A 26193-nucleotide genomic window follows, 5' to 3' on the forward strand; every position below is an offset into this window, starting at 1 on the left:
CTACCACGATTTAAACGGTTTTTTACCCAATTGCGAATTGTAGTATCTTACTTCGCCCGTTACCTCTTTCCCCAACCATTCCGGTTTTTTAAAATTTTCTTCCTCTTCCCGTAGTTCCACTTCGGCCACGACCAAGCCTTCATTGTCGCCATAAAACTCGTCTACTTCAAAAATATGTTGCCCCACGGGTACATTATAGCGCACCTTATCGATAACGCCTGGTTCACAAATAAGCAATAACTGTTCGGCATCGAATATTGGAATCTCCTTTTCCCATTCAAACCGTATGGTTCCGGCATCGTTCGATTTTCCCTTTACGGTTAAAAAACCAGAATCTGCCTTGATCCTGACCCTAACCGTTCGCTCCGGATGCGTATTCAAAAAGCCTTGAACTATTCGCTCTTTCGAAGTGGCCTGTTCTTGATACGCTGGGGAGGTAACCAAAAATTTACGTTCAATCTCTATCACCTGATGCTATTTGATGTATTTTATCCGATTCAATTATAGACCTGGAATACCCTCTATTCGCTACAATCACCATAGCCTTTGCTATGGTCTCCGGGTCTATGGAGCGATATTTCTCCAAGGGGCCGGCCAAGACCAAATTTACACCTTTCATGAGTTGTTTGAACACCCATTCGCCCAAACGTTTTTCTTCACGTTTGCCCCCTATCAACGAAGGTCTAAAGATATAGGTGTTCTTTAGGTCTTCACGGAGTACCGCTTCTTCCATTTCACCCTTTAAACGATTGTAAAAAACGCGGCTCTTGGCATTGGCACCCATTGAAGATATCACCAAGAAACCCGAAATACCATTTTGGGCACAGAGCTTGGCTGCCGCTACGGGAATACCGTAATCAATCTTGCGGTACATTTCTTTTTGTGGTGTTTTCGACTTGGTGGTACCGATGCAACAGAACACCTCATCACCGGTAAAATCGGCTTCAAATTGTTCCAATTGCATCAAATTGCCCAAATGCTCCTCTATCTTTTTATCTACAAGGCCCGTGCTTGAACGGGAGAACAATTTTATCTTTTCATAGCGATCGTCCTGTAACAAAAGCCGTAATAAAATACCCCCTGTCAACCCGGTCGCCCCAAGCACTATCGCCGTTTTTCTTTGTGTTTCCATCCAACTAAATATACCTTAATTTTACAGCATGTCCAACGATTTTCCAAGACGAAAGATCATTCATGTAGACATGGATGCCTTCTACGCATCGGTTGAGCAGCTAGACCATCCGGAACTGCGCGGAAAGCCCATTGCCGTTGGAGGAAGCTCAAAGCGCGGCGTGGTGGCCGCCGCCAGTTACGAAGCACGAAAATTTGGGGTCAGGAGTGCCATGAGCAGTGTTATCGCCCAACGCAATTGCCCCGAACTCATTTTCGTAAAACCCCGTTTTGATCGTTACCGAGAAATATCACATCAAATCAGAAACATATTCTACGAGTATACCGATCTGGTAGAGCCCCTATCACTGGACGAGGCCTATCTAGATGTAACGGTGAACAAAAAGGGGAACCCCTCGGCCACTTTGATCGCCCAAGAAATACGCCAAAGGATTTTCGATACCACGGGCCTGAATGCCTCGGCAGGTATCAGCATCAACAAATTTATCGCCAAAGTGGCCAGCGACGTGAACAAGCCCAACGGACAAAAGACCGTAAACCCAGAGGAGGTTCTGCAATTTCTGGAGGACTTGGAAATCAGAAAATTTTATGGCGTGGGAAAGGTGACCGCTGAAAAAATGTACAAACTGGGCATTTTTACGGGCAAGGACCTAAAACAAAAAACAGAACAGTTTTTAGAAGAACACTTTGGCAAAAGTGGCCGTTACTATTACCATGTGGTCAGGGGCATACACACCAGTCCCGTAAAACCGCACCGCATTCCCAAATCGGTAGGGGCCGAGCGCACCTTCAGCGAAAACCTGAGCAGCGAAATCTTTATGCTGGAACGGCTGGACCACATTGCATCGGAATTGGAACGACGCCTAAAAAAATCGAAGACTGCCGGAAAAACGGTAACCCTTAAAATAAAGTACAGCGACTTTACCCTGAATACACGAAGCAAGACCCTGCCCTACTATATTGCCGAAAAAGAATTGATCCTCGAAACCGCAAAGGAGCTTCTATACCAAGAAAAACTGCAAAATTCGGTGCGCTTGCTGGGCATTTCCCTGGCCAACCTCAACACCGAAAAAGACACAAAAACCCAAAAAAAGGAGACCGTTTCGGTACAGTTGAAATTTGATTTTTAGGATGTGGGGCTATTGGGCGAAGATTTAAAGGTATTTTAGATGTTTACCGGAAAGTGCTACAATTTAAGTACTTTGTGTCAGTATTTTTAGCCATTCGAAGCTTGTTCGAGTCCCGAATTTGCCCTTCGATCCACTATCTTTATTCTATCCTAAAGCATAATACATTGGAAACGTCCCTCGGTTATCCCTTTGGGCGCGGCCAAGTTAAAACCCGAACGATTGCTACGAAACAAAATCAAGACCTATTCCAAAATATCCGCCCTGGCCGATATCAAGATCGAAGCCTTTGATGTCAACAAGCGCTATACCAAGCCGCACCGGCACAACAAGTATATGGAGCTCGTATACTTTAGCGCAGGAAGCGGCATGCACTACATGGACGAAACGGCCTACCCCATAACACCTCCCGTAGTTTTTATCATAAATAGGGACGAAGTGCACCACTGGGAAATAGATACCCTTCCGGAAGGCTTTGTCATCATTATTAAGGAAGGGTTCTTGGAAAAAACGCTGGACAAGCATATCAACCTCCAACTAAAACAGCTGGCGAACATACGGGTGCTTCATCCGGACAAGGACCCCACGGTACAAGCCCTTCTCGAAATTGCTTCGAAGGAGATAAAGGAAAACTGCACGAGCAGGGACATATTGGTGGAAGGTGTATTAAAAGCCCTATTCTCAAAAATATTGAGCTACGTTACCATCGATGAAACCCTGACCGCCAACGACCTCGAACAGCGCTTCGATGAACTCTTGGGGAACAAATTGAAAAACGACGTGGCCTATTACGCCGAAAGGTTGAACACCACCTCGCAGAACCTGAATGCCCTTTGCAAAAGAAAACACGATAAGACGGCTTCTACCGTCATTGCCGAACATATCATAAAAGAAGCCAAGCGGTTACTGCTCTATACCGACCTTTCGGTTACGGAAATTGCCTATGCCTTTGACTTTACCGATGTGTCGCACTTCGTAAAATATTTTAAGCGGCACGGAGGACAAACGCCACTTCAGTTCAAAAAAGCAGCGATCGTACCTTAACTTTTTCAAACAGACCATAATTCAATAGGGGTACGGGGTAATTTCGACACCTCTTTAATACCAAACCTATTGATTATGAAGCTGTACCCTTTTTTATTTTTCCTAATTACCCTACTTCCTTTATCTGTATCCGCCCAAATTACTGGTAAAATAACGGACGGAGAGAACGATTATCCCCTGGAATATGCCACAGCGGCCCTCTTCGACCAAGAAAACGGCGAACTGGTTACCGGGGTCATTACCGACCTGAACGGTTTATTTGCCATTGAAAACGTCAAGAACGGCACCTACTACCTCGAAGCTTCTTTTATCGGCTTCGAAACCAAGACCGTCAAAGATATAGTAGTCCAAAACAGAAACGGGGTCGACCTGGGCACCATAGCCTTGACCATGGGTGGAACCCAACTCGAAGAGGTAGTGGTAAAGGGCGAACGTGCCACGGTCATCAACAAGATAGACCGACAGGTCTTCGATACCAAAAAATTTCAAAACAGCCTTGGGGGCAGCGCCACCGACATTATCAAGAACATACCTTCGGTTAGCGTTGACGGACAAGGCGAGATCAGTGTTCGCGGCAGCAAGGGATTTGTGGTACTGCTCAACGGAAACCCGGTGCAGGGCAATGCGTCGAACCTTTTGAACCAGCTTCCGGCCAATGCCATAGAGCGGGTGGAGGTGATTACCGCACCCTCGGCCAAATACGATCCCGAGGGCAAAGCGGGCATTATGAACATCATTACCCAAAAAGGTGCCGCCGACGGTACCTTTGCCCAAGTGAACCTAAAAGGAGGCCTTCCCTCCCTTGAAACCTACGGTAACGATAAGGTACACCAGCGCTATGGGGCGGATGCCACCTATAATATCCGCAAGGGGGACTGGAACATTTCGATGGGGGCCAGTTACCAACGCAACGACCTCGGCGGACGGCGTGAGGGCGATGTGTATACCATCATAAACGATACCTTGACACAATTCCCCTCCACCGGCGAACGCAGCTTCGACGAAATCAATTACAGCGGCCGGTTTACCGTAGATTACGCCCCTAACGACAAGAACTCCTATTCCCTGGGCTTTTACGGAGGCAAAAGAAAGAAAGACCGCTTGGCGGATATCGTTTACTACGATAACCACGGAATAAGCCCGTCAGTGGGAGGGGAACGCTTTTATACCTTTCAGTATTACAATCATAACCTCAGGACACGAAAGAGCGATTTTGTACTGGGAAGCTTTGACTATGCCCATACATTCGACAACACCTCAAAGCTATCGACCTCCTTTTTATACGAATATACCTTATTGGGCGGACCAACGGAAAGTGACAACTTGGGCGAACCCGATAGAAGTATCGTTTACCAACAAGAGTACAATACCAACGACAACCCGCTTAACGGTATTCGCCTGTCTATCGACTATGCCTGGAAACCCTTTGCCTTCGGCCAGCTCGAAACCGGCTACCAATATCGAAATCTCGACCATACGGGCGATTTCGTATACGAACGAAAAGACGATACCACAGGGGGCGTTTTTGAGCTTGTCCCCGAATTTTCAAGTGAAGTAGACCTGCAGAGAAGCATTCATTCGGGCTATGCCCAACTTACCGGATCCAAGGACAAGTGGGAATACGCGGCCGGCCTTCGCTTAGAGGCCATGGACCGCGAGCTTGATCTTCGCGATAAGCAGGGCCTTATCGATACCACCTATGCCTACGACTATGTCAAGCCCTTTCCTTCGGCATCTGTCCAATACACCTTCGAGAACAACACAAAACTCAAGGCCGCCTATAGTAAAAGGGTAGAACGCACCACGACCTTTAAAATGAACCCTTTTCCCGAACGCGAGCACTCCGAGACCCTGGAACAGGGAGACCCCACCCTAAAACCCGAGTTCATCGACTTGTTGGAAGTGGGTATCAGTAAAAACTTCGACGGTGGAAATTCGATTTTTGCAACGGCCTATTACCGCGACACCAAAAATTTGGTGAACCGGGTAAACACCATCTACAACGATACCATTTTAAACCGGATCTACTCCAATGTAGGCAAGGCCCGATCGATCGGACTCGAAATAGGAACCCAATTGAAGCCCACCAAAAACTGGTCGAACTTTATCGGGGCCAACCTGTACAACTATTCCATCGATGGTGAATTTGACGGCCGGCCGGTCGATAGCGATGCCATTATGTATTCGGTCAATGCCAACAGCACCTACGATTTTAGTGAAACCGCTTCCTTGCAGTTTACCTTTAACTATCTATCGGAGCGCATTACGGCACAAGGGGAAGATTCGCGCTTCTATTCGCCCAATCTTACCTTTAAAAAATCCTTCCTCGACAACCGTCTAACGGCCACCTTGCAATGGCAGAACATAGATATGGGCTTGTTCGACACGAACGAACAGCGCATTACCACCTATCGCGAGGGCGAGTTCTACACCACCACGAATTATGTGTACGAAGTGGATATGGTATTGTTGAACCTATCCTACAATTTCAATAAGAACAAAAACAGGTCAAAATTCATCGACAGTGAGTTCGGTAAGCAGGAGTTCTGATAAAGAGAGTTGATGTTGCGCTACGGTATTCCCGTGGCGAAGGGCCCCGGAGCGTTTCAATCGATTCGGGGCTTTCCCCTGTTCGCCTTTTTCAGGGCTTGGTTTTTCTTAGACTTTAGCCGTTTTTCGATAGACGACCTGGAAGGTTTCGTCTTTCTGCGTTTCTTTTTTCTTTTTAGGGCCTTTTCAAGGAGTTCGAGAAACCTTTCGATGGCCAAGGCCTTGTTTTTCGATTGGCTCCGGCTATCATCGCATTGCAGTTGCAATACATGATCTTTGTTGATCCTGTTGGCCAATTTGTCGAAAATCCGTTCTTTTTCCGCTTCGGAAAGCGCAGCCGATTCGGCCACATCAAACGCCAGTTCCACCTTGGTAGCGACCTTATTGACATGCTGACCACCTGCCCCGCTGCTCCGAACGGCCTTGAACTGTAGTTCCTGTATGACGTGGTCCCTATCCATCGATCAAGGCGTTGCCAAACGTTGGTTGATGGTATCTATGGAAATATTGAGAAAAACCACCTTGCCCACCTCCAAAGGCTGATGGTGATGAAAATAAATGTCGTGGCCTTCGTAGATTCCCCCGATCATAAAATACCCGCCCATATAGTAAGAGCCCTTTACGACCACCTCTAATCCGGATTTCTGGGAAACCTTGAATTCGTGGGCATAAACAATGATCCTTCTTTTGGTATCGGCGTACGATTTAAGAATGTTAATGGGAATCCGGTTGGCCTCTCCGAACAAGGAAGCGATATAAAGGTCCTGCGGCCGCTCATAAAGGTTCTTGGGGGTGTCTTTGGCGATAATGAACTTGTCTTTGAGTACCACCACCCGGTCGGCGAACGGAAGCATGTCCATAGGGTCGTGGGTAGCCGTTATCACGGTAACCTTTTGCCTTCTCAGATATCCGAAGATATTTCGGCGCAGGTTGTTCTTTCTAAAATTGTCGATATGGCTAAAAGGTTCGTCCAACAACAACACTTTGGGTTCTTGTGCCAAGGCCCGGGCCAAAGCGACCCGCTGTTGTTGCCCCCCGCTAAGATAGCGCACCTTGGTATCGGCTTGATCGGTCATTTCGATCAGTTCGAGAAGTTCGTCGATTCTTTCCTCGGAACGTTCGCGTTCAAAGACGGACAAAAATTCCGAAATGTTCTCCCTTACCGTCGTATAGGGCATCAAATCGAGGTCTTGGGCCAGGTATTTCATGTACGATTCGCCCGGCACCAAATTGTAAAGCGGGCCCAAAACTTGTGTATCGTCCCAATAGACCTCTCCCACTTCAATATCGAGAAGCCCGTATATGATCTTCAACAGGGTGCTCTTACCACAACCACTTTCACCAATAATGGATATATGTTCGCCCTTGGCGATCCGTAGGTTGATATTCTCCAAAACGGTCACTCCGTCTTCATAGGAGAAAGATACATGGTCTACTTGTAACATACGTAAATTGTTAGGGGCAAATGGAAAACCCCGTCTTAAAACAAAAACGGAGTTTATGGTATTATAATGAATCTTTAGGGCGCAATCGCATCAATCTTTGAACTTCTTTACGACCGCTTGGTTGGGCAGTCGGTCAAACCCCATATTGTAAAGCGTAAAACCAAAGATATCGGCATATTGATCGATGGTCTTGCTCACAGGGGTGCCCGCGCCATGCCCTGCATTGGTTTCGATACGGATCAGTACGGGGTTGTCGCCCGCCTGTTTTGACTGCAGTTCGGCGGCAAACTTAAAACTGTGTGCGGGAACCACGCGGTCGTCGTGGTCGCCCGTGGTTATCAAGGTGGCCGGGTAATTTACGCCTTCCCTTACATTGTGCAGGGGTGAGTAGCCCTTGAGGTACTCGAACATTTCTTTGCTGTCTTCGGATGTACCATAATCGTAGGCCCAGCCCGCACCTGCGGTAAAGGTATGGTACCTAAGCATATCCAACACCCCTACGGCGGGCAAGGCCACCTTCATCAAATCGGGACGCTGGGTCATGGTGGCTCCCACGAGAAGGCCTCCATTGCTCCCCCCCCTGATTGCCAGATAGTCCGACGAAGTATACCCTTCGTCTATCAAAAATTCGGCGGCCGCGATAAAATCGTCGAATACGTTCTGCTTTTTGGTCTTTATGCCCGCCTTATGCCATTCCTTGCCGTATTCCCCGCCCCCCCTTAGGTTGGGAACCGCGTAGACGCCCCCCTGCTCGAGCCAAACCGCGTTGACGATACTGAACGATGGGGTAAGGCTGATGTTGAAGCCCCCGTAACCGTATAAGATCGTGGGGTTCTTCCCGGTTCGTTGCAGCCCTTTTTTATGGGTAATGATCATGGGGATCTTGGTGCCGTCCTTCGATGTAAAAAACACTTGGTTGCTCTCGTAATCCCCGGGATTAAAGTCGATATCGGGGGTCCAGTAGGGCTCGTACGCCCCTGTCTCGACATCGTACTTGAACGATGAGCCGGGCACAATGTAATTGGTGAAGGAAAAATAGAATTCCTTTTCCTCCTTTTTGCCTCCAAACCCACCGGCGCTTCCCACCCCCGGTAGTTTCACCTCCCGTACCAAGTTGCCTTCATAATCGTACTGAAAGACCTTGCTAATGGCATCGACCATATAGTTGGCAAAAAAGTATCCGCCCCCGGTACTGGGGGAAAGTACGTTTTCCTTTTCCGGAATAAGATCTTCCCAGTTTTCAGGGGAAGGATCGGACACATCTACCGTAACGACCTTTTTGTTCGGAGCATTTCTATTGGTAACGATATAAAGTCTTGTGCCTACATTTTCGATAATGTAATTGTCCGATTCGGTGTCGTTTACAATAGGAACCAACATTCCATTGGGATCTTCCAAATCTTGAATAAAGAGTTTGTTTCCCGAAGTGGAAACCGAGGCCGACAGTACCAAGTAGCGTTGGTCTTCGGTAACCGAAGCGCCCACATAGCGGTGTTTTTCCCCGGGCCGCCCCCCATATACCAATCGGTCTTCTTTTTGGGGCGTACCCAGTCGGTGAAAATAGACCTTGTGTTGGTCGGTCTTGGCCGAAAGTTCGCTGCCCTCAGGCTTGTCGTAGCTCGAATAATAGAAGCCTTCGTTTCCCTTCCACGATATTCCGCTGAACTTGATATCGGTCAGGGTGTCTTCAACCACTTGCTTGGTCTCGGTATCGATGACGATGGCTTTTCGCCAGTCGCTGCCCCCTTCCGAAATCAAGTAAGCCGCCAGCGAGCCGTCTTTGGTAAAGCTCAATCCGGCCAAGGAGGTGGTACCGTCTTCCGAAAAGGTATTCGGGTCCAAGAACACCTCGGCTTCGCCTTCGTCCTTTTTCCGGTAGACCACATACTGGTCTTGTAGGCCATCGTTCTTATAAAAATAGGTGTAGCCCCCCTCTTTGAACGGGGCGCCCAGTTTCTCATAGTTCCAAAGGTCTTCCAAGCGTTGCTTAAGGTCGTTGCGAAACGGTATTGTGTTCAAATAATCGAAAGTAACCCGGTTCTGGGCCTCGACCCAGGCCTCCGTTTCCTTGCTTCGGTCATCTTCCAACCAACGGTAGGGATCTTTGACCTCTGTTCCAAAATAGTTATCTACGGTATCTACTCTGGCGGTAGTGGGGTATGTCACTTCAATCTTATTTTTTCGGGTTTCGCTTTTACAAGAGAACAACAAACTTAGAAATGCGGTAATCAAGACCGTTTTTTTCATGCCGATTTCATTCTAACCGACCAAAAATACCATAAAAAAACCTGTACAATAGGGGCAATGCACAGGTTTTAACTAAATTTTAGAACGGCAGTCGCCTTACACCAACTTATTGGCTACCAAATACTCGGCAATTTGCACCGCATTCGTAGCTGCCCCTTTTCGAAGGTTGTCGGCAACGATCCACATGTTCAGGGTATTTCTTTGGGTCTCGTCCCTACGGATCCGACCGACAAAGACCTCATCCTTATTATGGGCGTAGATGGGCATGGGATAGGTATTGGTATCCGGGTTGTCCTGCACCGTGACGCCAGGGGTGTCGTTAAGTATTCTTCGGACATCGCCCAATTCAAAATCGTTCTCGAACTCCACGTTCACCGATTCGGAATGACCGCCCGCGGTAGGAATGCGCACGGCGGTGGCACTGACGGAAAACGACCTATCGTCCAATATTTTTTGGGGTTCACGCGCCAATTTCATCTCTTCCTTGGTATAGCCGTTTTCTAAAAACACATCGCAATGGGGCAAGGCGTTTCTATTGATGGGATAGGGGTAGGCCATTTCTCCATCGATACCCGCCATCTCGTTCTCCAATTGCCTGACCGCTTTGACTCCCGTCCCCGATACCGATTGGTATGTGGAAACCAGCACCCTTTTCATCTTATATTTTCTATGCAAGGGGGCCAATGCCATGACCAGTTGAATGGTCGAACAATTCGGATTGGCTATGATCTTGTCTTCGCGGGTAAGCACATCGGCGTTTATCTCGGGAACGACCAGTTTTTTGGTCGGGTCCATCCGCCATGCAGAGGAGTTGTCCACGACCGTCGTACCCGCCTCGGCAAACTTGGGGGCCCATTCCAATGAGGTATCGCCTCCCGCCGAAAAAATGGCAATATGGGGCTTTTTTGCGACGGCTTCGGCCAGACTTATAACCGAATATTCCTGTCCCTTGTACTCCAGTTTTTTACCAACAGATCGCTCCGATGCTACCAAAAGCAGCTCTGTAATCGGGAAATTGCGCTCTGCCAACACCTTTAACATAACCTCGCCGACCATTCCGGTGGCTCCTACAACCGCTACTATCATGTTTTATAAATTTTGTGCCGCAAATGTACAGCAACCTTTAAGAGTGGACAAGCAAATTCGTACGGGATAATTAAAATATAACAAATTGTTATAAAAATAACATATTGTAAAAAAAGAACCGCCAATGAAATTGAGCTATTCCATTGGCGGCTTTATTAATTTTTTGTTGTGTAGCGGTAGCCCTTCTTCAACCGAAGGGGCAATTCCGTTTAGTTTTTCTTCTTTAATTCATCGCGAATTTCAGCAAGAAGTTCCTCGGCAGTAGGACCTGCAGGGGCCGGTTCTGCCTCTGGCTCAGGCTTACGTACCTTGTTGTATGCCCTAACGATCATAAACAATACGAAACCAACAATGATCAAGTTGATGATCGAATTGATCCAAGCACCGTAACGAATGGCACTTTCGGGTGTTTCGACCGTGCCGTCAGCGGCCACCACGGCTTCTGAAAGTACTACCTTCATATCGGCAAAATCCATTCCACCGGCAAAATACCCAACAATAGGCATCATAATATCGTTGACGAAACCGCTAACGACAAGGCCTACGGCGCCAGCCAAAATAACCGCGACCGCCAAATCGATCACGTTACCGGTCATAATAAAATTCTTAAATTCTTTCCACATGGTTTTGTGTTTTTAGGTGATTAATATTTATAGCTGGCGCAATGTAGTAAAAAAAACGGTTGCCAAGAAAATGTTAAATAACTTTATTCGTCCAGTACGACCCTCTTTACGCGTTGCGAGATGCCCGTTAGCAGCTCATAGGAAATGGTTCCCGCATGATTTGCCAAGGTTTCGGCACTGGACTCGCCGCCGAAGACGATTACTTCGTCACCGGCCTTGCAATCGATGTCGGTTACATCTACCATGATCATATCCATACATACGTTGCCCAATATGTAGGCCCTTTTTTCATTGATGACCACATAGCCCTTTCCTTTGCCATAAGGTCTACCAATACCATCGGCATGCCCGACGGGCAGGGTGGCCGAAACTATAGGACCCTGCGAGGTAAACTTCCTGTTGTACCCCACGGTTTCGCCCGCCGGTATCCTGTTGATCTGTGAAATGATGGTTTTGAGCCTGGCTACCGGCCGAAGTTCCTTATCGATGGCGGCCTCGTTTCCGTAACCATACAGTCCAATTCCACTGCGTACCATATCGTACTGGGCCATGGGATAATTGATGATTCCGGAGGTATTCAACAGATGTCGCAGGGGCTTGGACCCCAGACCCTTATCGAGCATCCCCGTAATTCGTTCATAGGCCGCGATCTGTGACTTAGTAAAAAAAGCTTCGTTCAAGTCTTCCGATGCCGCCAGATGGGAGAACACCGATTCGACCCGAATTTCCTTTCGGCCTTTTACCAAGTTACAGACGTGTTCTACCTCGTCTTCCCTAAAGCCCAATCGATTTAGGCCCGTATTGAACTTAAGGTGTACCGGGTAGTTGCCCAGGCCCTGTTCTTCGGCCGCACGCAAAAAATCGAGGAGTATTTTTTCAGAATAGATACTGGGTTCCAAATCGTGCTTTATCAGCTTTTTGAAGCTGGCCGGTAGGGGGTGTAAAACCAAAATAGGCACGGTAATGCCCGCTTTTCTCAGTACAACGCCTTCCTTTACATAGGCAACCGCCAAATAATCGACGCCCAGGTCTTGCAGCTTTTTGGCTATTGCCACGGAATCGCTTCCGTAGGCGAATGCCTTTACCACCCCCATAAATTTGGTATCCGGTTTTAATTTTGCCTTCAAATAGGCATAATTGTGGGCGAGCGCCCCTAGGTCTATTTCTAGAACGGTCTCTTTAGCCTTTGACATCCGAATCTTTCCCTTTAGCCTTTAATTCTTCCCCCTCCACTTCGATATGCCTTACCCGTTCCTTGAGCATGGCCTTGTAAAATGCCGCCCTGCTCAACGGCTCGTATTCTTCCGTTTCACCTAAAAGCACCAAGTTGTCGTTGCTCGATTTCCGGTAGCTGTAATGGGCCAAATTGCCCGTTCGGGTACATATGGCATGGACCTTGGTCACGTATTCGGCCGTGGCCATCAGGGCAGGCATCGGCCCGAAGGGATTGCCCTTAAAATCCATGTCAAGTCCGGCAACCACCACTCGAACCCCTTTGTTGGCCAAATCGTTGCAGACCGTAACAATTTCATCGTCAAAAAACTGGGCCTCGTCAATACCGACCACATCACAGGTATCGCCCAAAATCCGGATATTGGCCGCTGCCGGTACCGGGGTGGAGGGTATTTCGTTGGCATCGTGCGATACGACCATATCCTCATCGTACCTGATATCGACCGTTGGCTTGAAGATCTCTACCTTTTGCTTGGCAAATTGGGCCCGCTTCAAGCGCCTGATAAGTTCTTCGGTCTTACCTGAGAACATGGATCCGCAGATGACCTCGATCCAGCCGAATTGTTCTTTATGATTAACAGTGTTTTCGAGAAACATTTTGTAATTTTAGACGAAAATACACGCTTTTTCGTTCCTATTAATACTGTTTAATACAGCACTTGCTCAAGTACCTTATTGCCGTTGCAAATTTAGGGTGAAAAATGTGTGGGACAAGTCCAAACCTTAAAGTTAGCAACTTTGGCAATATTGACCGCCCAAAGTGCAGCATAAAAAAATTGACCGATGAAGAAAAAACTGAAGGAAGACCTCATACGATTGTCCACGGATATCATTACATCGCGTGACATGAACGACCTGGACGAGTTGTACAATGCCGCCAAAGACCTTTATGAAAAATTGGCCGTGCTCAAGTTTATTGAAGAAAAGTTGCACGATATAGAGATCGATGTCTCAAAAAACCTGTTTGCCGAAAAGTTTGAAAAAATGGCCACGGCCGTGTTGAGCGCAAACGCCTCCGTACCCGAGAGCAACCCGCATGAGGAAGACATCATTATTCCCGGGATAGACACCATCAAGGACATGGTCTCCGAAATGCCGAACACTCCCGAGGCCCCGGTAGACGAGGTATTGGCCGATTTTTTGGCCAAGCCCGACTATATAAAAAACGACAAGGAGCTATTTATGCCCCAAAAGGAGACGCCCCCCGCAAAGGAAACCACGCCCAAATCGTTGAACGACCGGCTTTCGGCCAAGGAAATCAAGGTAGACCTCAACAACCGTTTGGCCTTTGTAAAACACCTGTTTAACAATAGTACCGAAGATTACAACCGGGTACTATCACAATTAAACACCATTGACAGTTACGAGCGTTCCGTTGCCTTTATCGAAAACATGGTCAAACCCGATTACAACAATTGGTCGGGAAAAGAGGAATACGTGGAGCGCTTTATGCAGCTGATAGAGCGAAGGTTTTCATAGGCCCGCAAAAAAACAGGATTAAGACCGCGCCTCCCCTATGGGAAGCCGGTCTTTTTCGTTAATATTGCCAAAAAACGCAAGCGCATGGGAAAATTATATTTGGTGCCTACCCCAATAGGCAATTTAGAGGACATGACCTTGCGCGCCATTCGTGTTTTAAGGGAAGTCGACCTGATATTGGCCGAAGATACCCGTACCAGCGGCAAGCTTTTACAGCATTTCGATATTTCTACCCCCATGCAAAGCCACCATATGCACAACGAGCACAAAACGGTAGATGCCTTGGCAAAGCGGATGATGGGAGGGGAGACAATGGCGCTTATTTCCGATGCGGGCACGCCGGCCATATCGGACCCCGGCTTTTTGTTGACCCGGGCCTGTGTCGAAAAAAACGTGGCCGTCGAATGCCTTCCCGGTGCCACGGCCTTTGTTCCGGCCCTGGTAAACAGCGCCCTACCCAACGACAGGTTTGTTTTCGAAGGTTTTCTCCCTCCTAAAAAAGGACGACAGACCCGCCTTAAGCTGTTGGCCGGGGAACCCCGCACCATGATCTTTTACGAGTCGCCCTACAAACTGCTCAAAACCTTGGCCCAATTCGCGGAGTATTTTGGAAGCGACAGACAGGCTTCGGTTTCCAGGGAGTTGACCAAGCTTTACGAAGAAACCGTAAGGGGAACCCTGGAACAAATAATCGGCCACTATACCAAAAAACCGCCCAAAGGCGAAATAGTCTTGATTGTAGAAGGAAAGAAATAAGAGCCATGGAATTGAATGCCTTTTTAAGGAGGTTAAGGGAAGCGCCCACCTCCATCGAATTTAAGGAAACCCTATCGGTCATTGATAACAATTACGATTTTCGACCTACGGCATTTACCAACGGGAAGCTCAAAAACGCGGCCGGGGAAAATTCAGGTTCGTGCCAACTTTTCGCCTTTGCGAAAGACCAAGGCCTGAACAAGGAGGAGACCTTGGCCTGCTTCGGAAGCCATTACTTTGAAGACGTACTGAAAGACCCTCACGGCAAAGGGCACCAAAACATCCGGAACTTTATGGCCTCGGGGTTTGAAGGCCTTAGCTTTGAGCGGCCCCCTTTGACCAAAAAATAAGGCCCAGTGCAAAAACTGCTTTCCGAAATACGAGCCTGTGAAGTTTGTGCCCAGCATTTGCCCTTGGGCCCTCGACCCATCGTAGCCGCCCACCGCGATTCTAAAATTGCGATCATAGGCCAGGCCCCGGGCACCAAGGTGCACGAGACGGGAATACCGTGGGACGACCCCAGCGGCAGGCAATTGCGAAAATGGCTGGGCGTTACCGACGAGGAATTTTACGATGAAACGAAATTCGCCCTGATCCCGATGGGATTCTGCTATCCGGGAAAGGGAAAATCGGGCGATCTGCCCCCAAGGCCCGAATGCGCTCCCCTTTGGCACGAGGCCCTTTTTGAACAAATGCCGAACCTAGGGCTGGTCATCGTCATCGGTATCTATGCCCAAGGGCATTATTTAAGGAAGAAGGAAAAAAACCTGACGGAAACCGTCAAGGCCTACAAGCACTATCTACCCGCACACTTCCCCTTGCCCCACCCATCGCCCCGTAACCGGTTTTGGCTAAAAAAGAACCCTTGGTTCGAGCTAGAAGTAGTGCCCCAGTTGCGGAAACAGGTGCAGAAGGCCTTGGGGAGGTAGTCTTTGGACAACCCTCCTCCCCGCCTAATAAACCCCGCCCCCGTGCTTTCCTTTTTCCCAACCGTATTTGCCCAGGTACCGTTCCCCGCTTTCAACGGCGCCCTCTTCGATGGTGGTGCCCATAGAATCGTTCCAACGGTTGAGGTAGCCAAAGAGGGAAATAACCCCCAGCATCTCCACGATCTCACCTTCGTCCCAATAACGGTGTAAGCGTTCCTTTATCTCCGCATTCACCGTATTGGGCACCTGCGAAGCCGCCAATGAAAAATCCAGGGCGGCACGTTCGGCCTCGGAAAACGCCGAGTGGGTGCGAAACTCCCAAATATTGTCCAACTGCTCCTGTTTGGCGCCGTAGCGCTCGGCGGCCCGAATGGCATGGGCCTGACAGTAACGGCAGCCCGTAGCGTTGCTGCTTACCCAGGCGATCATTCGTTTTAGGGCCGAGGTCACCCGTCCCTCATTGGCCATTACCGCCTTGTTGAGGTTAATAAAGGCCTTAGATATCGCCGGTCGATGCTGCATGGTGAGTACGGAGTTGGGGCAAAAGCCCAAGGTTTCGTTGAAGAATTCGGCCAATTTCTTGGTTTCGGGGTCGTGTTCCGGATCTAGGGGTTGAACAAGTGGCATATTTTTATTAGTTTAAGTTACTTTTGCAGGTAGACAATAAACAAAAAAATTATGCCCACTACAAATCATATTACGACCAAATGGTTAGGAAAAATGGCGTTCGAAAGCACGAACCCCTCTGGTTTGAATTTAACCATCGATGCCGGCCCCGACGTGGGTGGCGAGGGAAAGGGATATAGGCCCAAGGCACTGATGTTGTCAAGCCTGGCCGGTTGTTCAGGTCTCGACGTCGCTTCGCTGATCAAAAAAATGAAGTTGGAAGTAGACGACTTTCAAATAGATACCATTGCCAACCTGACCGACGAACACCCGAAATTCTACGATGCCGTTACCGTTGAATACCACTTTCATGGCTCGAACCTGGACGAAAAAAAATTGCAGCGTGCGGTAGACCTGTCGGTAGAACGTTATTGTGGCGTTATGGAAATGTTCCGCCAGTTTGCCAAAATAGAAATTAAGACCATTTTTCACCATAAGTAAGATAGCGGTTCAAAATTACCCTCGACAAATGCGTTGGACCCTAAAGCCCAAACCTGAGCAAGAAAAAATCGACGCCTTGGCAAAAGCCTTGAACGTAGGGGGGTTGGTGGCCCAATTGCTCATCCAACGCGGCGTACATACCTTCGAAGAGGCCAAAAAGTTCTTTCGGCCCCAACTTTCGGACCTGCACGACCCCTTTTTGATGAAGGACATGGACGTGGCGGTCGCCAGGATCGAGGCGGCCATTGCGAAGAAGGAAAACATTTTGGTCTATGGTGATTACGATGTCGATGGTACTACGGCCGTCGCCTTGGTATCGTCTTATTTGAACTCCTACTACCCGAACATAGCGACCTACATTCCCGACAGGTATACCGAAGGATATGGGGTTTCCTTTAAGGGAATCGATTTTGCCGAAGACAACGGCTTTTCGCTTATCATTGCCCTCGATTGCGGCGTAAAGGCCGTTGAAAAGGTAGCCTATGCCCAAAAAAAGGGCATAGATTTTATCATTTGCGACCACCACAGGCCCGGAAAAGGCCTTCCCGATGCCGTGGCCGTGCTCGACCCGAAACGCGATGACTGTACCTACCCCTACGACGAACTTTGCGGCTGTGGCGTGGGCTTTAAGCTGGTACAGGCCTTGGGTGCGCGGCAAGGGCATACCATTGAAGACCTTTTGCCCTACCTCGACCTGGTCGCAACGGCCATCGGGGCCGACATCGTGCCCATTACCGGGGAAAACCGGGTCTTGGCCTATTATGGACTGCAAGTGATCAACACCTGCCCAAGGGCAGGTTTCAAGGCCATCATCAACCAGATTAAGAAGTCGGTGCTCACCATTACCGATGTGGTATTCGTCATCGCCCCTCGGATAAATGCCGCAGGTCGTATGGAACACGGGCAGCACGCCGTCAACCTGCTCAAGGAAACCGATATGGACCAGGCGGAAACCTATGCGGCACAAATCGAGAAATACAATGCCGACCGGCGGGGACTCGACCAAGAAATCACCCTGGAAGCCCTACAACAAATAAAGGAGAACGGCGAAGAAGAACGTTTTACCTCGGTGGTTTTCAAGGAAACCTGGCACAAAGGCGTTATCGGTATCGTGGCCTCCCGACTAACGGAGACCTATTACCGGCCCACCCTGGTTTTTACCAAAAGCGGCGATAAGCTCGCCGCCTCGGCAAGATCGGTAAAGGGCTTTGATGTCTACAACGCCCTACAGGGCTGTGCCGATTGCATCGAACAGTTCGGGGGACACAAATATGCTGCAGGACTCACATTGCACGTAGATCAGTACGAGACGTTCAAATCGCGTTTTGAAAAGGTCGTCTCGGAAACCATAGACCGAAACCTGCTGACCCCCGAAATAGGGGTAGACGCCCAAATTGATTTTGATGAAATCTCCCCAAAACTCATGCGCATTCTCAAACAGTTCGCCCCCTTTGGCCCGGGCAATATGACCCCGGTCTTTATGTCCGAAAACCTAAAGGACACCGGATATGCCAGGGGAGTGGGCGAAAACGAGGCCCATTTAAAACTGTCGGTGACCCAAAACGGCATCGGGCCCATAGGGGGCATCGGTTTTAATCTGGGAGACAAACTGGCCCTGGTGGCGAACCGACGACCCTTCGACGCCGTTTTTTCCCTGGACGAAAACGAGTGGCAGGGCAACATAAGCCTCCAGCTTAAGATCAAAGACATCAAATAAGCGCCCGGAAAACAAAACACCCAAGCAGGTCTGCCTGGGTGTTTCACAGCATAGCGGAGGTTAAATCAGACTTAAGGGTTATTGTAGCTTTTCGTAGATAAATTGCGGGTACCCCCTTTCGCCATTGGCGCTCAGTACCGCTGTAAACTTGATCTTGTAGTAATTTCCATCGGCATCCTTAAGAATGTAGAACCGGTCGTCCCTTACCGTCGGCGCCCCGGAAAATCCGGATACCCTCCAATCGCTTCCTATGATCGCCCTATTGTCGTAAACCAAGGACCCTTCGTCAACATCGGCCATACTGTACTCCGCATAGGAAGGCACATCAAAATCGGTCCGGGTACCCTCGTCATCCTCCTCGTAGGTCAATACCTCGTACAGGCCTACATTGCCCAGGGTATTATGCACTACGTAGTCGGAATAGGTAAGTCCCGCCCCGGAGAAACCGCCAAAGGCACCGTAGTAACTGAATACGGAAGGAAATTGAAGGTCCCAGGCCTCGGTTTCCGGTTCAACATCGACGGTTTCCCCCGAGGTTAAACTAAAGGCCGTCCTTAATGTCGAAGGGTCCTTATCGATGGTAACCTCATCGTAGGTGGTCGCATCCAGTTCGGCGTATTGAACGGTATAGCTATCCCCGTCGGAGAGAATCCGAACCTTCATAAAACCTCGATGGTCGCCCGTAGTGGCAATACTTCCGGCATCGGGCACATTGTCCGGAATCGCGGTACCGAGTCCCACGATATATACATTGTTTTCCTCGGGGACGGTAGAGACCTCGGCAAACGCAGTACCTTCAAGGCTTCCTTCCTTATCGTCGGTAAAACGTATACCCTCACCCAGGTTCCCATATTGGGCATAACCCACCGGAAGGCCGACAAGCAATTCCCCTACCGTGGCAACCTCCACTTCCTCGGGTTGAAAAGTAGCCATATTCAAGGTATACAGAGCCATAGGCTCCCCTAGTACGGTGGATGTGCTTACGGCATTGATGTCGGTCTCTCCGGAAAGCTCGGCCGCGGACACCAAAAGTGAGGAATTCAGGAAAACCCGGTTCTCCGTACCGTTGTAGAACGCCAATTCCCACGTATCGCGCCTTACCGAGCTTTGCTGTACCGAACTGAGGTCGACAAACACCATGTTGGGCTCGTTGGGGCCGCTCACATCGGGATCGATTGTACCACTCGTAGCGGCAACGGGGGTAAAACTTACAACGGTGGATACCGGACTGCCGATGACCCAATCGGCATTGCTCGACCCCGACAAGGTAAAGGTAACCGAAGCGCTCGTACCCTCAATAAGGTCGACCAACTTGTTCAGCTCAAAGGAAACACTGGTTTCCCCTTCCGCCACGGAAAGGGAAAGCCTTCCCGACTGCCCTTCGGGCGTAGTGGTGAAATCAGTCCCGTACTCGGCGTTGTCACCGCTATAATCGATGGTCAGTGTGCCGGCTTCGGTCGCGGCCCGCGAAAAGCCGACGGTAATGGTCTTTGTGCTTTCTTCCCCGGAAAGACTTGTGGACTCGTTGGCAAAGGAAGCGGAGAAATCAATTAGGGAAGTACCGCCATCATCACTGTCACACGATGCCAAGACCAGCGCTCCCGCCATTAAGATATAAAAAACCGTTTTTTTCATAATTCTAGTTTTAATTAAAGGTTAATAGGTATGATAGTTTTAAAAAATAGGATCTTCCGTTGCCGAAAAGCCGGGAATCCGTGCCTGTTGTCCCATGGGTACCCGATGACACATCCGAGGCCTTGACCGTTACCACATCGAGAACATTACGGGCGCCCATGGTGAGGTCGATATTCGGGGTCAAATCAAAATGCACGGAAGTGTCGAGCCAGGTGAAGGGGTCGGTTCGGTCGAGTACCACGCCATCGTCGTCACTGGTGGCAATGGTCTGCGATACTCCGGTATATTTTAGCTGGGCCGAAAGGGAGGCCTTTAATTTTGGCAGGTCGTAAGAAATATTGGAGTTGAGGCCCAAACTCCACACATAGTCGGAATTGCCCGTATTTTGCGAAGCGTCGAGGGTTATGGCCTCTCCCAAATAGGTCGCCCCCAAACCGAAGGCCAATTGTTTGAGACGGATGCCGTTGTTTATCGAAAAGCCCAAAATCTTTTGTTGATCCACATTCTTGTAGGTAAAGAGGGGCGTGTCTCCACTGTCGTCGGCCACAAAGGCGATTTTATCGTCAATGTTGAAGTGGTAGGCCTTTAGCGCCGTAGAGAATAGTCCGTTTCCCTGACCTATGGCCCATTTTTTGTCCAGATCGACGAAAATCGATATTCCGTCCTCGGGTAGTAGGTCTTGGTTTCCTTGAACATTGTGGTTGCTGTCAACGAAATAATAGAAAAGTTCCTCAAAATTCGGAGCCCGAAATGCCGAGCCTAGGATGGCCTTTAATTTTAGCCTGTTCCCAAGATCATAGGTAGACGAAAGCGACCATATAAGGCGGTTGCCGAACTGCGAATTGTTGGTCAGGCGCACCCCGGGATAGAAGGAAATAGTTTTGCCCAATAAAAGGTCGGCCGAGGCAAATAGGTCGTAGTTCTCCAATGTATTCTCGACCAGGTTCTCTGAATACGCACCCGAAGCGATCGCATCGAAGCCCTTTTGGTGGGCAAATTCGTAGCCCAATAATAGGTTGAACCATTCCGACCGTTCGAAAATATTGCTGATCGTAGCCTTTGAGTAGAGAATTTTACTCGATTGGTTCAATCGGTCGGCCGTAACCGCCTCGATCCCTTTTTGCAGGATATTATAGGAATAGGCCTTGTAGTATCTTTTTTGGTCTTGGTAAGACAGGGCCAAATTATACGTGGCACTAGAGCCAAGCGTACCGAATAGGCTCAGGTTGTTCACCCAGCGATGGGTATCGAACTGCTGATCCGTGGCCGTTGGGTTGGGTTCCCCGTTCGCGTTCAGGCGACCGATGACATCATGGTCGTAAATGGCAAGGTCTTCGTCGAAATATTGGCTTTTAAAATAAAGATTGTGCTTTTTGATCTTTTGCCTAAAATCGACAAAAGCCGTTAATTGGAGCTTGGGACTCCATTCCATACCCCTTAGGCCATCGTTTACCACCGTACCGTCTTGGATATTCACATAATCTTGCCCTTTATAGTCATTGTAAAAGCCCCCGTAGTCATTTCTGGAGGCCCCGAATGACACTTGGCCGTCCTGTCCGAGCCTGCGGTCCAACCTAAGGTTTTGGATGTGCCGCCCTTGATCGAACCAACTGTATTCGGAACCAACGCTCTCCTCTTGAAGCGAGGTACGTATAGACCATTTGGTATCGTTCACTCCCCTTTTTGAAACTATATTGATCACCCCTGCGACGGCATTGTCCCCGTACAGAACGCCCATGGAGCCTTCCACGATCTCTATTCGCTCTACGTCCTCGAGGTTGATTTGGGTAATATCTATGTCATTTCCCAACCCGTTATCACTGGCCAGGGGAATCCCGTCCAATAAAATTTTTACGTATTGACCATCCAACCCGAACATGCTAATCGTACTTCTACCCGTCGAGGCATCGGGCATTACGGTAATATTCAAGTTTTGATTGAGCACATCGGCCAAAGTGTTTCCGGCCAGTTGTCGAATTTGTTCACGACCGATGACCTCTACACGAAACAATTTTTTACTAAGGGACATCACCTTGCTTTCACCCACCAGCACGACCTCGTCGAGCTTTGTAACCCCGGTCGAATCCTTCTGGCTTTCCGCACTTTGAGCAAAAACCGATAGCGGCAGGAGCAAAAAAAGAAGAATGGAAAATCGAAAACAAGCCATCTATTTGGAATAAATCTTAATAAAAATAATGCTGCAAATATATTTCTTATTTTTAATCAATCTAAATAAATTTAATAATTTTACACCCGACAAAACCTTAACACCCTTTGATTATGACAACCCGATATCGATTGATGGCATTAGTTGCCCTGTTAACATTGAGCCTTAATGCCCAGGAAGCCAAGAAGCAACAAGACATACAGGCCATAAAGGCCATGTGCGGCTGTTTTGATATAACCTTCAAGTACACCGAAACCTTTGCCCCCCAATCCGATTACGAAAAGCACCCCGACTATACCGCCCACGGAAGGGAACTGGCCCTTTTAATAGAGGACAGGCCCGATAAGCTCTCCATACAACACCTTCTTGTCATCAACGACACCATGGTCATCAAACACTGGCGACAAGATTGGATCTATGAAAACCAAAAGGTCTTTCACTACGACAAGGACGACACCTGGGTTTTCTCCTCCCTGCCAAAAGACGACGTCAGGGGGCAATGGACCCAAAAGGTATATCAAGTGGACGACAGCCCCCGCTATTCGGGATCTTCGACCTGGGTCCATGTCGACGGAAAACACTACTGGGAAAACAGGAGCGATTCTCCCTTGCCCCGGCGGGAATACAGCAAACGCAGCGATTATAACGTCATGAGCCGGGGCAACCGCCACGTTATTACCGACTATGGCTGGGTGCACGAACAGGACAACGACAAGATCATAAGGAAAGAGGGACAGGATGACGTCCTACTCGCCCAAGAGAAAGGCTATAACATTTATACCAAAATTGACGACAGCGCATGCAATGCGGCCAAGGAATGGTGGACCGAACATCGGAAGTTTTGGTCAAAGGCAAGGGCATCATGGGAAAAGACCTATGACCGCGTTGGCAGTCTAAGTCTCAAAAAGAGGGCCAACGGCCTGCCAATGTTCAAGAAATTCCATCAACTCGAAAAAGACCACGCCAGCCGAAAAGAGATTGAACAATCGATAAACGAGTTTATCGCCGAAAAGCAATGACGGCGAAGTTCCACCCCCCTAACCAAGCCTGTCCCGACCGCGGCCGGCAGTAACCCTAGCCCATGGAAAAAGGGAACATGACCACAAGATCGTCTTCGATAAAAGTCCTGGTATAAAAAACCGACCGACCGTACGGTCGGTCGTCTCCTTCGCTTTTGGATTCCAAGAATGAAAAAAGGCCATTTGCGGAAATGCGCGGACACTTAATCGATGCCCCCCTTGTCAAACGGGCTCTGGCCCATATACATAAACCGACCCAAGGGTCGGTTTCGACCAATTTGGGCCCCGCGTCAAATTTTGGGCTCGAAGCTACCGTTCTAGCCATATATTGATACCTTTGCCGATTACTTGTATTGGCAAATCGCATTTATGGATCCTTACGCCGCCCTTCGCTTTAGGGAATTCAACGTTTTTTTATTGGTACGTTTTGCCATGGTATTTGCCTGGTCAATGCAGTTTATCGTAATCGAATGGCAGGTATATTCCATGACCAAGGACCCCCTTTCCTTGGGCCTAATCGGCCTTATGGAAGTCATCCCCGCCGTATCTACCGCCCTGTTTGCCGGGCATTTTGTCGACCAGAACGAAAAGCGCAATCTTTTGGTCAAATGCATATTCGGCTTTTCGACCATAAGCTTGGGGCTCTTTATCTTGAGCCTCCCTTCCTTGGCACAGCACACCGACGCAAAGACCATTCTGTACGCCATTTATACCTTGGTATTCTTCGGGGGCATAGTAAGGGCCTTTATCGGCCCCACCATTTTTTCATTGATCGCCTTGATCGTGCCTAAGAACATCTATCCGAACGCCGCTACCTGGAGCAGTACCACTTGGCAATTGGGAGCCGTCTTGGGCCCGGCCTTGGCCGGATTTTCCATTAGCTGGATCGGTGTACACTGGTCGATGTGCCTTATTTTCGGGTTTTCCCTAATGGCCTTGCTGTTGCTTTTTCAAATCGAGCGCAAGCCCATCCTAAATCCCAAAATCGGCGAACCCGTTTTTCAAAGCCTTCGCGAAGGTTTGCGCTTTGTTTTCGGCACCAAGGCCATTTTAGGCGCCCTGAGCCTCGATATGATCGCAGTTCTCTTTGGGGGTGCGATTGCCCTTTTGCCCATCTATGCCCAAGACATCCTTCACGTAGGCTCGGAAGGTTTTGGTGTGCTTCGAGCGGCACCGGCCGTGGGGGCCGCTGTTACCATGTTAGGGTCTACCCGCTTTCCCCTTCACAAAAATGCAGGTAAAAAACTGTTGCTGGCCGTATTCGGTTTTGGCCTTTGCATGATCGTATTCGGACTATCGACCTCGTTCTGGCTATCGGTGGCGGCCCTGTTCCTCAGTGGTGCCGTCGACGGCATATCGATGATCATCAGACAAACCATTCTACAACTAAAAACGCCCGACAACATGCGGGGCCGCGTGGCCTCGGTTAACTCTATGTTCGTAGGGTCTTCAAACGAACTGGGAGCCTTTGAAAGCGGACTTACGGCCAAACTCATGGGTACGGTCACGGCCGTGGTCTTCGGCGGGACGATGACCCTGCTGACCGTGGGCTTTACCGCCTTGATCTCGCCTACTTTTAGAAAACTCGACCTCCAAAGGGATATCGACGAGCACGAGGTAGGCTAAGCCTCGAATTTTTTTAACTGAAGTTCGCGGCCATCAAAGACGGCATAGGTATAGTAGTTGATCCAATCCCCGAGATTGGTGTATTTGGAGTTTTCGCCCAAATCGATTTCCAAGGGGAGGTGGCGGTGCCCGAAGATAAAATGGTCGTAGTGCCGTTCCTCGAGTTTCCTCTTGGCATATTGAACCAACCACTCCTTGTCGTCGCCAAGGTATTTGGCGTCGTCGTCTCCGGAAATAAGCTTGTTCTTAACCGAAAAATACTGTGCCAAGCGCACGCCAATGTCAGGGTGAAGCCATCGGAAAAGCCATTTTGCAAAAGGGTTGGTAAACACCTTTTTCATACGCTTGAACCCCTTGTCATGGGGACCTAGGCCATCGCCATGGCCAATAAAGAAAGTCGTGTCGTTTATTTTATACTGCTGGGGCCTATGAAAAACGGGAATATTGAGTTCTTCCTCAAAATAACCGTTCATCCACAAATCGTGGTTGCCCACAAAAAAGTAAATGGGAATGCCCCTATCCGAAAGTTCGGCCAGCTTGCCCAAGGTTCTGGTAAACCCCTTGGGTACCACGGTCTTGTATTCCATCCAGAAATCGAACAGGTCGCCCATCAAAAAAATGGCACCCGCATCGGCCTTGATCGAATCGAGCCAGTCTACAAAGCGCTTTTCACGCGGTCGGCTTGCCTTCATGGTCGGGGCGCCCAAATGGTTGTCGCTGGCAAAATAGACTTTTTTGCCTGGAGAAAGGGTAAGGGTTTTCATGATCGATCAAAGATAAAGAATACCATCGGTTCGGTTCGGCTATTCGTTCTCACTGGCAAACCACTCGGCGTACGACGTGTCTGTTTCTTGGAGCCGTAACGAGTGTAACTTAACGTTCTCGGGCAACCGGGCCTTGATCTTTTTGGCAAAATCGATGACCATGTTCTCGCTGGTGGGCTGGTAATCGGCCAAAATAACATTGTGCCCCCTGTCGATGAGCTCCTTGGCCAACTCGATATGGGGCGTATTCTTGTTGAAGACCGTGGCATGGTCGAACTTGTCTACGATCTCTTCCTTCACTATCTTCTTCAAATCACCAAAATCGATGACCATACCGAGCTTTACGTGGCCCACATCCGTTATGGGCCTCCCGATCACGGTTACCGATAATTTATAACTATGGCCGTGAACGTTTCGGCATTTACCATCATAACCGTAAAGGGCATGACCTGCCTCAAAATTGAACTGTTTGGTGATCCTGATGTTTCCCATACCTTACATTTATTGG

25 protein-coding genes are annotated in these 26193 nt (G+C 49.0%); 11 read left to right on the forward strand and 14 right to left on the reverse strand.

Annotation, left to right across the window (positions count from 1 at the left end; all coding sequences use genetic code 11):
• Positions 1-468 (reverse strand): CYTH domain-containing protein, encoded by a 468-nt coding sequence (locus BUB37_RS01255; RefSeq protein WP_072987205.1) that lies wholly within the window; start codon positions 466-468, stop codon positions 1-3.
• Positions 455-1132, reverse strand: coding sequence for an NAD(P)H-binding protein (locus tag BUB37_RS01260; protein ID WP_072987208.1), 678 nt, complete (start codon positions 1130-1132; stop codon positions 455-457). Before BUB37_RS01260 ends, BUB37_RS01255 begins: the two co-directional genes overlap by 14 nt.
• A gap of 28 nt (positions 1133-1160) precedes the next feature.
• On the opposite strand from BUB37_RS01260, the gene dinB reads away from it, so the two are divergent.
• The 3 genes from dinB to BUB37_RS01275 all read left to right on the forward strand — a co-directional run bounded on the left by dinB (position 1161) and on the right by BUB37_RS01275 (position 5852).
• Entirely contained in the window at positions 1161-2261 is a 1101-nt protein-coding gene (dinB, locus tag BUB37_RS01265) for a DNA polymerase IV (RefSeq protein ID WP_072987211.1), read from the forward strand.
• Between the two features lie 219 nt (positions 2262-2480).
• Positions 2481-3302, forward strand: coding sequence for an AraC family transcriptional regulator (locus BUB37_RS01270; RefSeq protein ID WP_094766542.1), 822 nt, complete (start codon positions 2481-2483; stop codon positions 3300-3302).
• A gap of 75 nt (positions 3303-3377) precedes the next feature.
• Positions 3378-5852, forward strand: coding sequence for a TonB-dependent receptor (locus BUB37_RS01275; RefSeq protein ID WP_072987213.1), 2475 nt, complete (start codon positions 3378-3380; stop codon positions 5850-5852).
• Positions 5853-5908: 56 nt separating this feature from the next.
• Here the strand turns inward: BUB37_RS01275 and arfB are convergent, their stop codons facing one another.
• The 7 genes from arfB to BUB37_RS01310 all read right to left on the reverse strand — a co-directional run bounded on the left by arfB (position 5909) and on the right by BUB37_RS01310 (position 13083).
• Positions 5909-6313 carry an alternative ribosome rescue aminoacyl-tRNA hydrolase ArfB gene (arfB, locus tag BUB37_RS01280; RefSeq protein WP_072987217.1) on the reverse strand — a complete coding sequence of 135 codons (405 nt, stop codon included), beginning with the start codon at positions 6311-6313 and terminating at the stop codon, positions 5909-5911.
• Positions 6314-6316: 3 nt separating this feature from the next.
• Positions 6317-7297 carry an ABC transporter ATP-binding protein gene (locus tag BUB37_RS01285; protein WP_072987221.1) on the reverse strand — a complete coding sequence of 327 codons (981 nt, stop codon included), beginning with the start codon at positions 7295-7297 and terminating at the stop codon, positions 6317-6319.
• A gap of 90 nt (positions 7298-7387) precedes the next feature.
• Positions 7388-9544 (reverse strand): prolyl oligopeptidase family serine peptidase, encoded by a 2157-nt coding sequence (locus BUB37_RS01290; protein WP_072987224.1) that lies wholly within the window; start codon positions 9542-9544, stop codon positions 7388-7390.
• Positions 9545-9640: 96 nt separating this feature from the next.
• Positions 9641-10630 carry an aspartate-semialdehyde dehydrogenase gene (locus BUB37_RS01295; RefSeq protein WP_072987226.1) on the reverse strand — a complete coding sequence of 330 codons (990 nt, stop codon included), beginning with the start codon at positions 10628-10630 and terminating at the stop codon, positions 9641-9643.
• A gap of 209 nt (positions 10631-10839) precedes the next feature.
• The gene (mscL, locus tag BUB37_RS01300) at positions 10840-11253 is read right to left on the reverse strand and encodes a large conductance mechanosensitive channel protein MscL (protein ID WP_072987229.1); all 414 of its coding nucleotides are present in this window, start codon (positions 11251-11253) and stop codon (positions 10840-10842) included.
• 83 nt (positions 11254-11336) lie between these two features.
• Complete coding sequence (gene alr / locus BUB37_RS01305) at positions 11337-12446, reverse strand: alanine racemase (protein ID WP_072987232.1); 1110 nt, start codon at positions 12444-12446, stop codon at positions 11337-11339.
• On the reverse strand, positions 12433-13083 hold the full coding sequence (locus BUB37_RS01310; protein ID WP_072987235.1) for a thymidine kinase: 651 nt from the start codon (positions 13081-13083) through the stop codon (positions 12433-12435). Before BUB37_RS01310 ends, alr begins: the two co-directional genes overlap by 14 nt.
• Before the next feature lie 186 nt (positions 13084-13269).
• Between BUB37_RS01310 and BUB37_RS01315 the strand changes: the two genes are divergently transcribed.
• The 4 genes from BUB37_RS01315 to BUB37_RS01330 all read left to right on the forward strand — a co-directional run bounded on the left by BUB37_RS01315 (position 13270) and on the right by BUB37_RS01330 (position 15650).
• A complete protein-coding gene (locus tag BUB37_RS01315) occupies positions 13270-13965 on the forward strand; it encodes a hypothetical protein (RefSeq protein ID WP_072987238.1) in 696 nt (231 codons plus the stop codon).
• Positions 13966-14049: 84 nt separating this feature from the next.
• On the forward strand, positions 14050-14721 hold the full coding sequence (gene rsmI, locus BUB37_RS01320) for a 16S rRNA (cytidine(1402)-2'-O)-methyltransferase (protein WP_072987241.1): 672 nt from the start codon (positions 14050-14052) through the stop codon (positions 14719-14721).
• Positions 14722-14726: 5 nt separating this feature from the next.
• Entirely contained in the window at positions 14727-15071 is a 345-nt protein-coding gene (locus tag BUB37_RS01325) for a HopJ type III effector protein (RefSeq protein ID WP_072987244.1), read from the forward strand.
• Positions 15072-15077: 6 nt separating this feature from the next.
• On the forward strand, positions 15078-15650 hold the full coding sequence (locus tag BUB37_RS01330; protein WP_072987247.1) for a uracil-DNA glycosylase family protein: 573 nt from the start codon (positions 15078-15080) through the stop codon (positions 15648-15650).
• Positions 15651-15674: 24 nt separating this feature from the next.
• On the opposite strand, the gene BUB37_RS01335 is transcribed toward BUB37_RS01330, so the two are convergent.
• Complete coding sequence (locus BUB37_RS01335) at positions 15675-16277, reverse strand: carboxymuconolactone decarboxylase family protein (protein WP_072987249.1); 603 nt, start codon at positions 16275-16277, stop codon at positions 15675-15677.
• Positions 16278-16328: 51 nt separating this feature from the next.
• Here BUB37_RS01335 and BUB37_RS01340 point away from each other — a divergent pair, with 51 nt between their 5' ends.
• Together BUB37_RS01340 and recJ are read left to right on the forward strand one after the other, a co-directional pair.
• Positions 16329-16757 carry an OsmC family protein gene (locus BUB37_RS01340; RefSeq protein WP_072987252.1) on the forward strand — a complete coding sequence of 143 codons (429 nt, stop codon included), beginning with the start codon at positions 16329-16331 and terminating at the stop codon, positions 16755-16757.
• A gap of 28 nt (positions 16758-16785) precedes the next feature.
• Positions 16786-18474, forward strand: a complete 1689-nt coding sequence (gene recJ / locus BUB37_RS01345; RefSeq protein WP_072987255.1) for a single-stranded-DNA-specific exonuclease RecJ — start codon at positions 16786-16788, stop codon at positions 18472-18474.
• Positions 18475-18552: 78 nt separating this feature from the next.
• Here the strand turns inward: recJ and BUB37_RS01350 are convergent, their stop codons facing one another.
• Complete coding sequence (locus BUB37_RS01350) at positions 18553-20109, reverse strand: HmuY family protein (protein ID WP_072987258.1); 1557 nt, start codon at positions 20107-20109, stop codon at positions 18553-18555.
• Positions 20110-20119: 10 nt separating this feature from the next.
• Complete coding sequence (locus BUB37_RS01355; protein ID WP_072987261.1) at positions 20120-22276, reverse strand: TonB-dependent receptor plug domain-containing protein; 2157 nt, start codon at positions 22274-22276, stop codon at positions 20120-20122.
• Positions 22277-22389: 113 nt separating this feature from the next.
• Between BUB37_RS01355 and BUB37_RS01360 the strand changes: the two genes are divergently transcribed.
• Together BUB37_RS01360 and BUB37_RS01370 are read left to right on the forward strand one after the other, a co-directional pair.
• Complete coding sequence (locus BUB37_RS01360; protein ID WP_094766493.1) at positions 22390-23295, forward strand: DUF6607 family protein; 906 nt, start codon at positions 22390-22392, stop codon at positions 23293-23295.
• A gap of 369 nt (positions 23296-23664) precedes the next feature.
• On the forward strand, positions 23665-24921 hold the full coding sequence (locus BUB37_RS01370; protein ID WP_072987267.1) for an MFS transporter: 1257 nt from the start codon (positions 23665-23667) through the stop codon (positions 24919-24921).
• Here BUB37_RS01370 and BUB37_RS01375 read toward each other — a convergent pair.
• Positions 24918-25685 carry a UDP-2,3-diacylglucosamine diphosphatase gene (locus tag BUB37_RS01375; protein ID WP_072987270.1) on the reverse strand — a complete coding sequence of 256 codons (768 nt, stop codon included), beginning with the start codon at positions 25683-25685 and terminating at the stop codon, positions 24918-24920. The genes BUB37_RS01370 and BUB37_RS01375 overlap by 4 nt on opposite strands.
• Positions 25686-25724: 39 nt before the next feature.
• Positions 25725-26177, reverse strand: coding sequence for a 6-pyruvoyl trahydropterin synthase family protein (locus BUB37_RS01380; RefSeq protein ID WP_072987273.1), 453 nt, complete (start codon positions 26175-26177; stop codon positions 25725-25727).
• Between the last annotated feature and the right edge of the window lie 16 nt (positions 26178-26193).

The organism is Pseudozobellia thermophila (assembly GCF_900141855.1).
Classification (GTDB): domain Bacteria; phylum Bacteroidota; class Bacteroidia; order Flavobacteriales; family Flavobacteriaceae; genus Pseudozobellia; species Pseudozobellia thermophila.

What these genes read in the sequence shown, in the direction of transcription:
- BUB37_RS01355 (WP_072987261.1), bottom strand. Translation starts at nt 22,276, where the DNA reads ATGGCTTGTTTTCGATTTTCCATTCTTCTTTTTTTGCTCCTGCCGCTA.
- BUB37_RS01335 (WP_072987249.1), bottom strand. Translation starts at nt 16,277, where the DNA reads ATGCCACTTGTTCAACCCCTAGATCCGGAACACGACCCCGAAACCAAG.
- BUB37_RS01275 (WP_072987213.1), top strand. Translation starts at nt 3,378, where the DNA reads ATGAAGCTGTACCCTTTTTTATTTTTCCTAATTACCCTACTTCCTTTA.
- BUB37_RS01290 (WP_072987224.1), bottom strand. Translation starts at nt 9,544, where the DNA reads ATGAAAAAAACGGTCTTGATTACCGCATTTCTAAGTTTGTTGTTCTCT.
- BUB37_RS01380 (WP_072987273.1), bottom strand. Translation starts at nt 26,177, where the DNA reads ATGGGAAACATCAGGATCACCAAACAGTTCAATTTTGAGGCAGGTCAT.
- BUB37_RS01260 (WP_072987208.1), bottom strand. Translation starts at nt 1,132, where the DNA reads ATGGAAACACAAAGAAAAACGGCGATAGTGCTTGGGGCGACCGGGTTG.
- mscL (WP_072987229.1), bottom strand. Translation starts at nt 11,253, where the DNA reads ATGTGGAAAGAATTTAAGAATTTTATTATGACCGGTAACGTGATCGAT.
- BUB37_RS01360 (WP_094766493.1), top strand. Translation starts at nt 22,390, where the DNA reads ATGACAACCCGATATCGATTGATGGCATTAGTTGCCCTGTTAACATTG.
- BUB37_RS01295 (WP_072987226.1), bottom strand. Translation starts at nt 10,630, where the DNA reads ATGATAGTAGCGGTTGTAGGAGCCACCGGAATGGTCGGCGAGGTTATG.
- dinB (WP_072987211.1), top strand. Translation starts at nt 1,161, where the DNA reads ATGTCCAACGATTTTCCAAGACGAAAGATCATTCATGTAGACATGGAT.
- BUB37_RS01375 (WP_072987270.1), bottom strand. Translation starts at nt 25,685, where the DNA reads ATGAAAACCCTTACCCTTTCTCCAGGCAAAAAAGTCTATTTTGCCAGC.
- alr (WP_072987232.1), bottom strand. Translation starts at nt 12,446, where the DNA reads ATGTCAAAGGCTAAAGAGACCGTTCTAGAAATAGACCTAGGGGCGCTC.
- BUB37_RS01370 (WP_072987267.1), top strand. Translation starts at nt 23,665, where the DNA reads ATGGATCCTTACGCCGCCCTTCGCTTTAGGGAATTCAACGTTTTTTTA.
- BUB37_RS01350 (WP_072987258.1), bottom strand. Translation starts at nt 20,109, where the DNA reads ATGAAAAAAACGGTTTTTTATATCTTAATGGCGGGAGCGCTGGTCTTG.
- rsmI (WP_072987241.1), top strand. Translation starts at nt 14,050, where the DNA reads ATGGGAAAATTATATTTGGTGCCTACCCCAATAGGCAATTTAGAGGAC.
- arfB (WP_072987217.1), bottom strand. Translation starts at nt 6,313, where the DNA reads ATGGATAGGGACCACGTCATACAGGAACTACAGTTCAAGGCCGTTCGG.
- BUB37_RS01340 (WP_072987252.1), top strand. Translation starts at nt 16,329, where the DNA reads ATGCCCACTACAAATCATATTACGACCAAATGGTTAGGAAAAATGGCG.
- BUB37_RS01325 (WP_072987244.1), top strand. Translation starts at nt 14,727, where the DNA reads ATGGAATTGAATGCCTTTTTAAGGAGGTTAAGGGAAGCGCCCACCTCC.
- BUB37_RS01310 (WP_072987235.1), bottom strand. Translation starts at nt 13,083, where the DNA reads ATGTTTCTCGAAAACACTGTTAATCATAAAGAACAATTCGGCTGGATC.
- BUB37_RS01315 (WP_072987238.1), top strand. Translation starts at nt 13,270, where the DNA reads ATGAAGAAAAAACTGAAGGAAGACCTCATACGATTGTCCACGGATATC.
- BUB37_RS01285 (WP_072987221.1), bottom strand. Translation starts at nt 7,297, where the DNA reads ATGTTACAAGTAGACCATGTATCTTTCTCCTATGAAGACGGAGTGACC.
- recJ (WP_072987255.1), top strand. Translation starts at nt 16,786, where the DNA reads ATGCGTTGGACCCTAAAGCCCAAACCTGAGCAAGAAAAAATCGACGCC.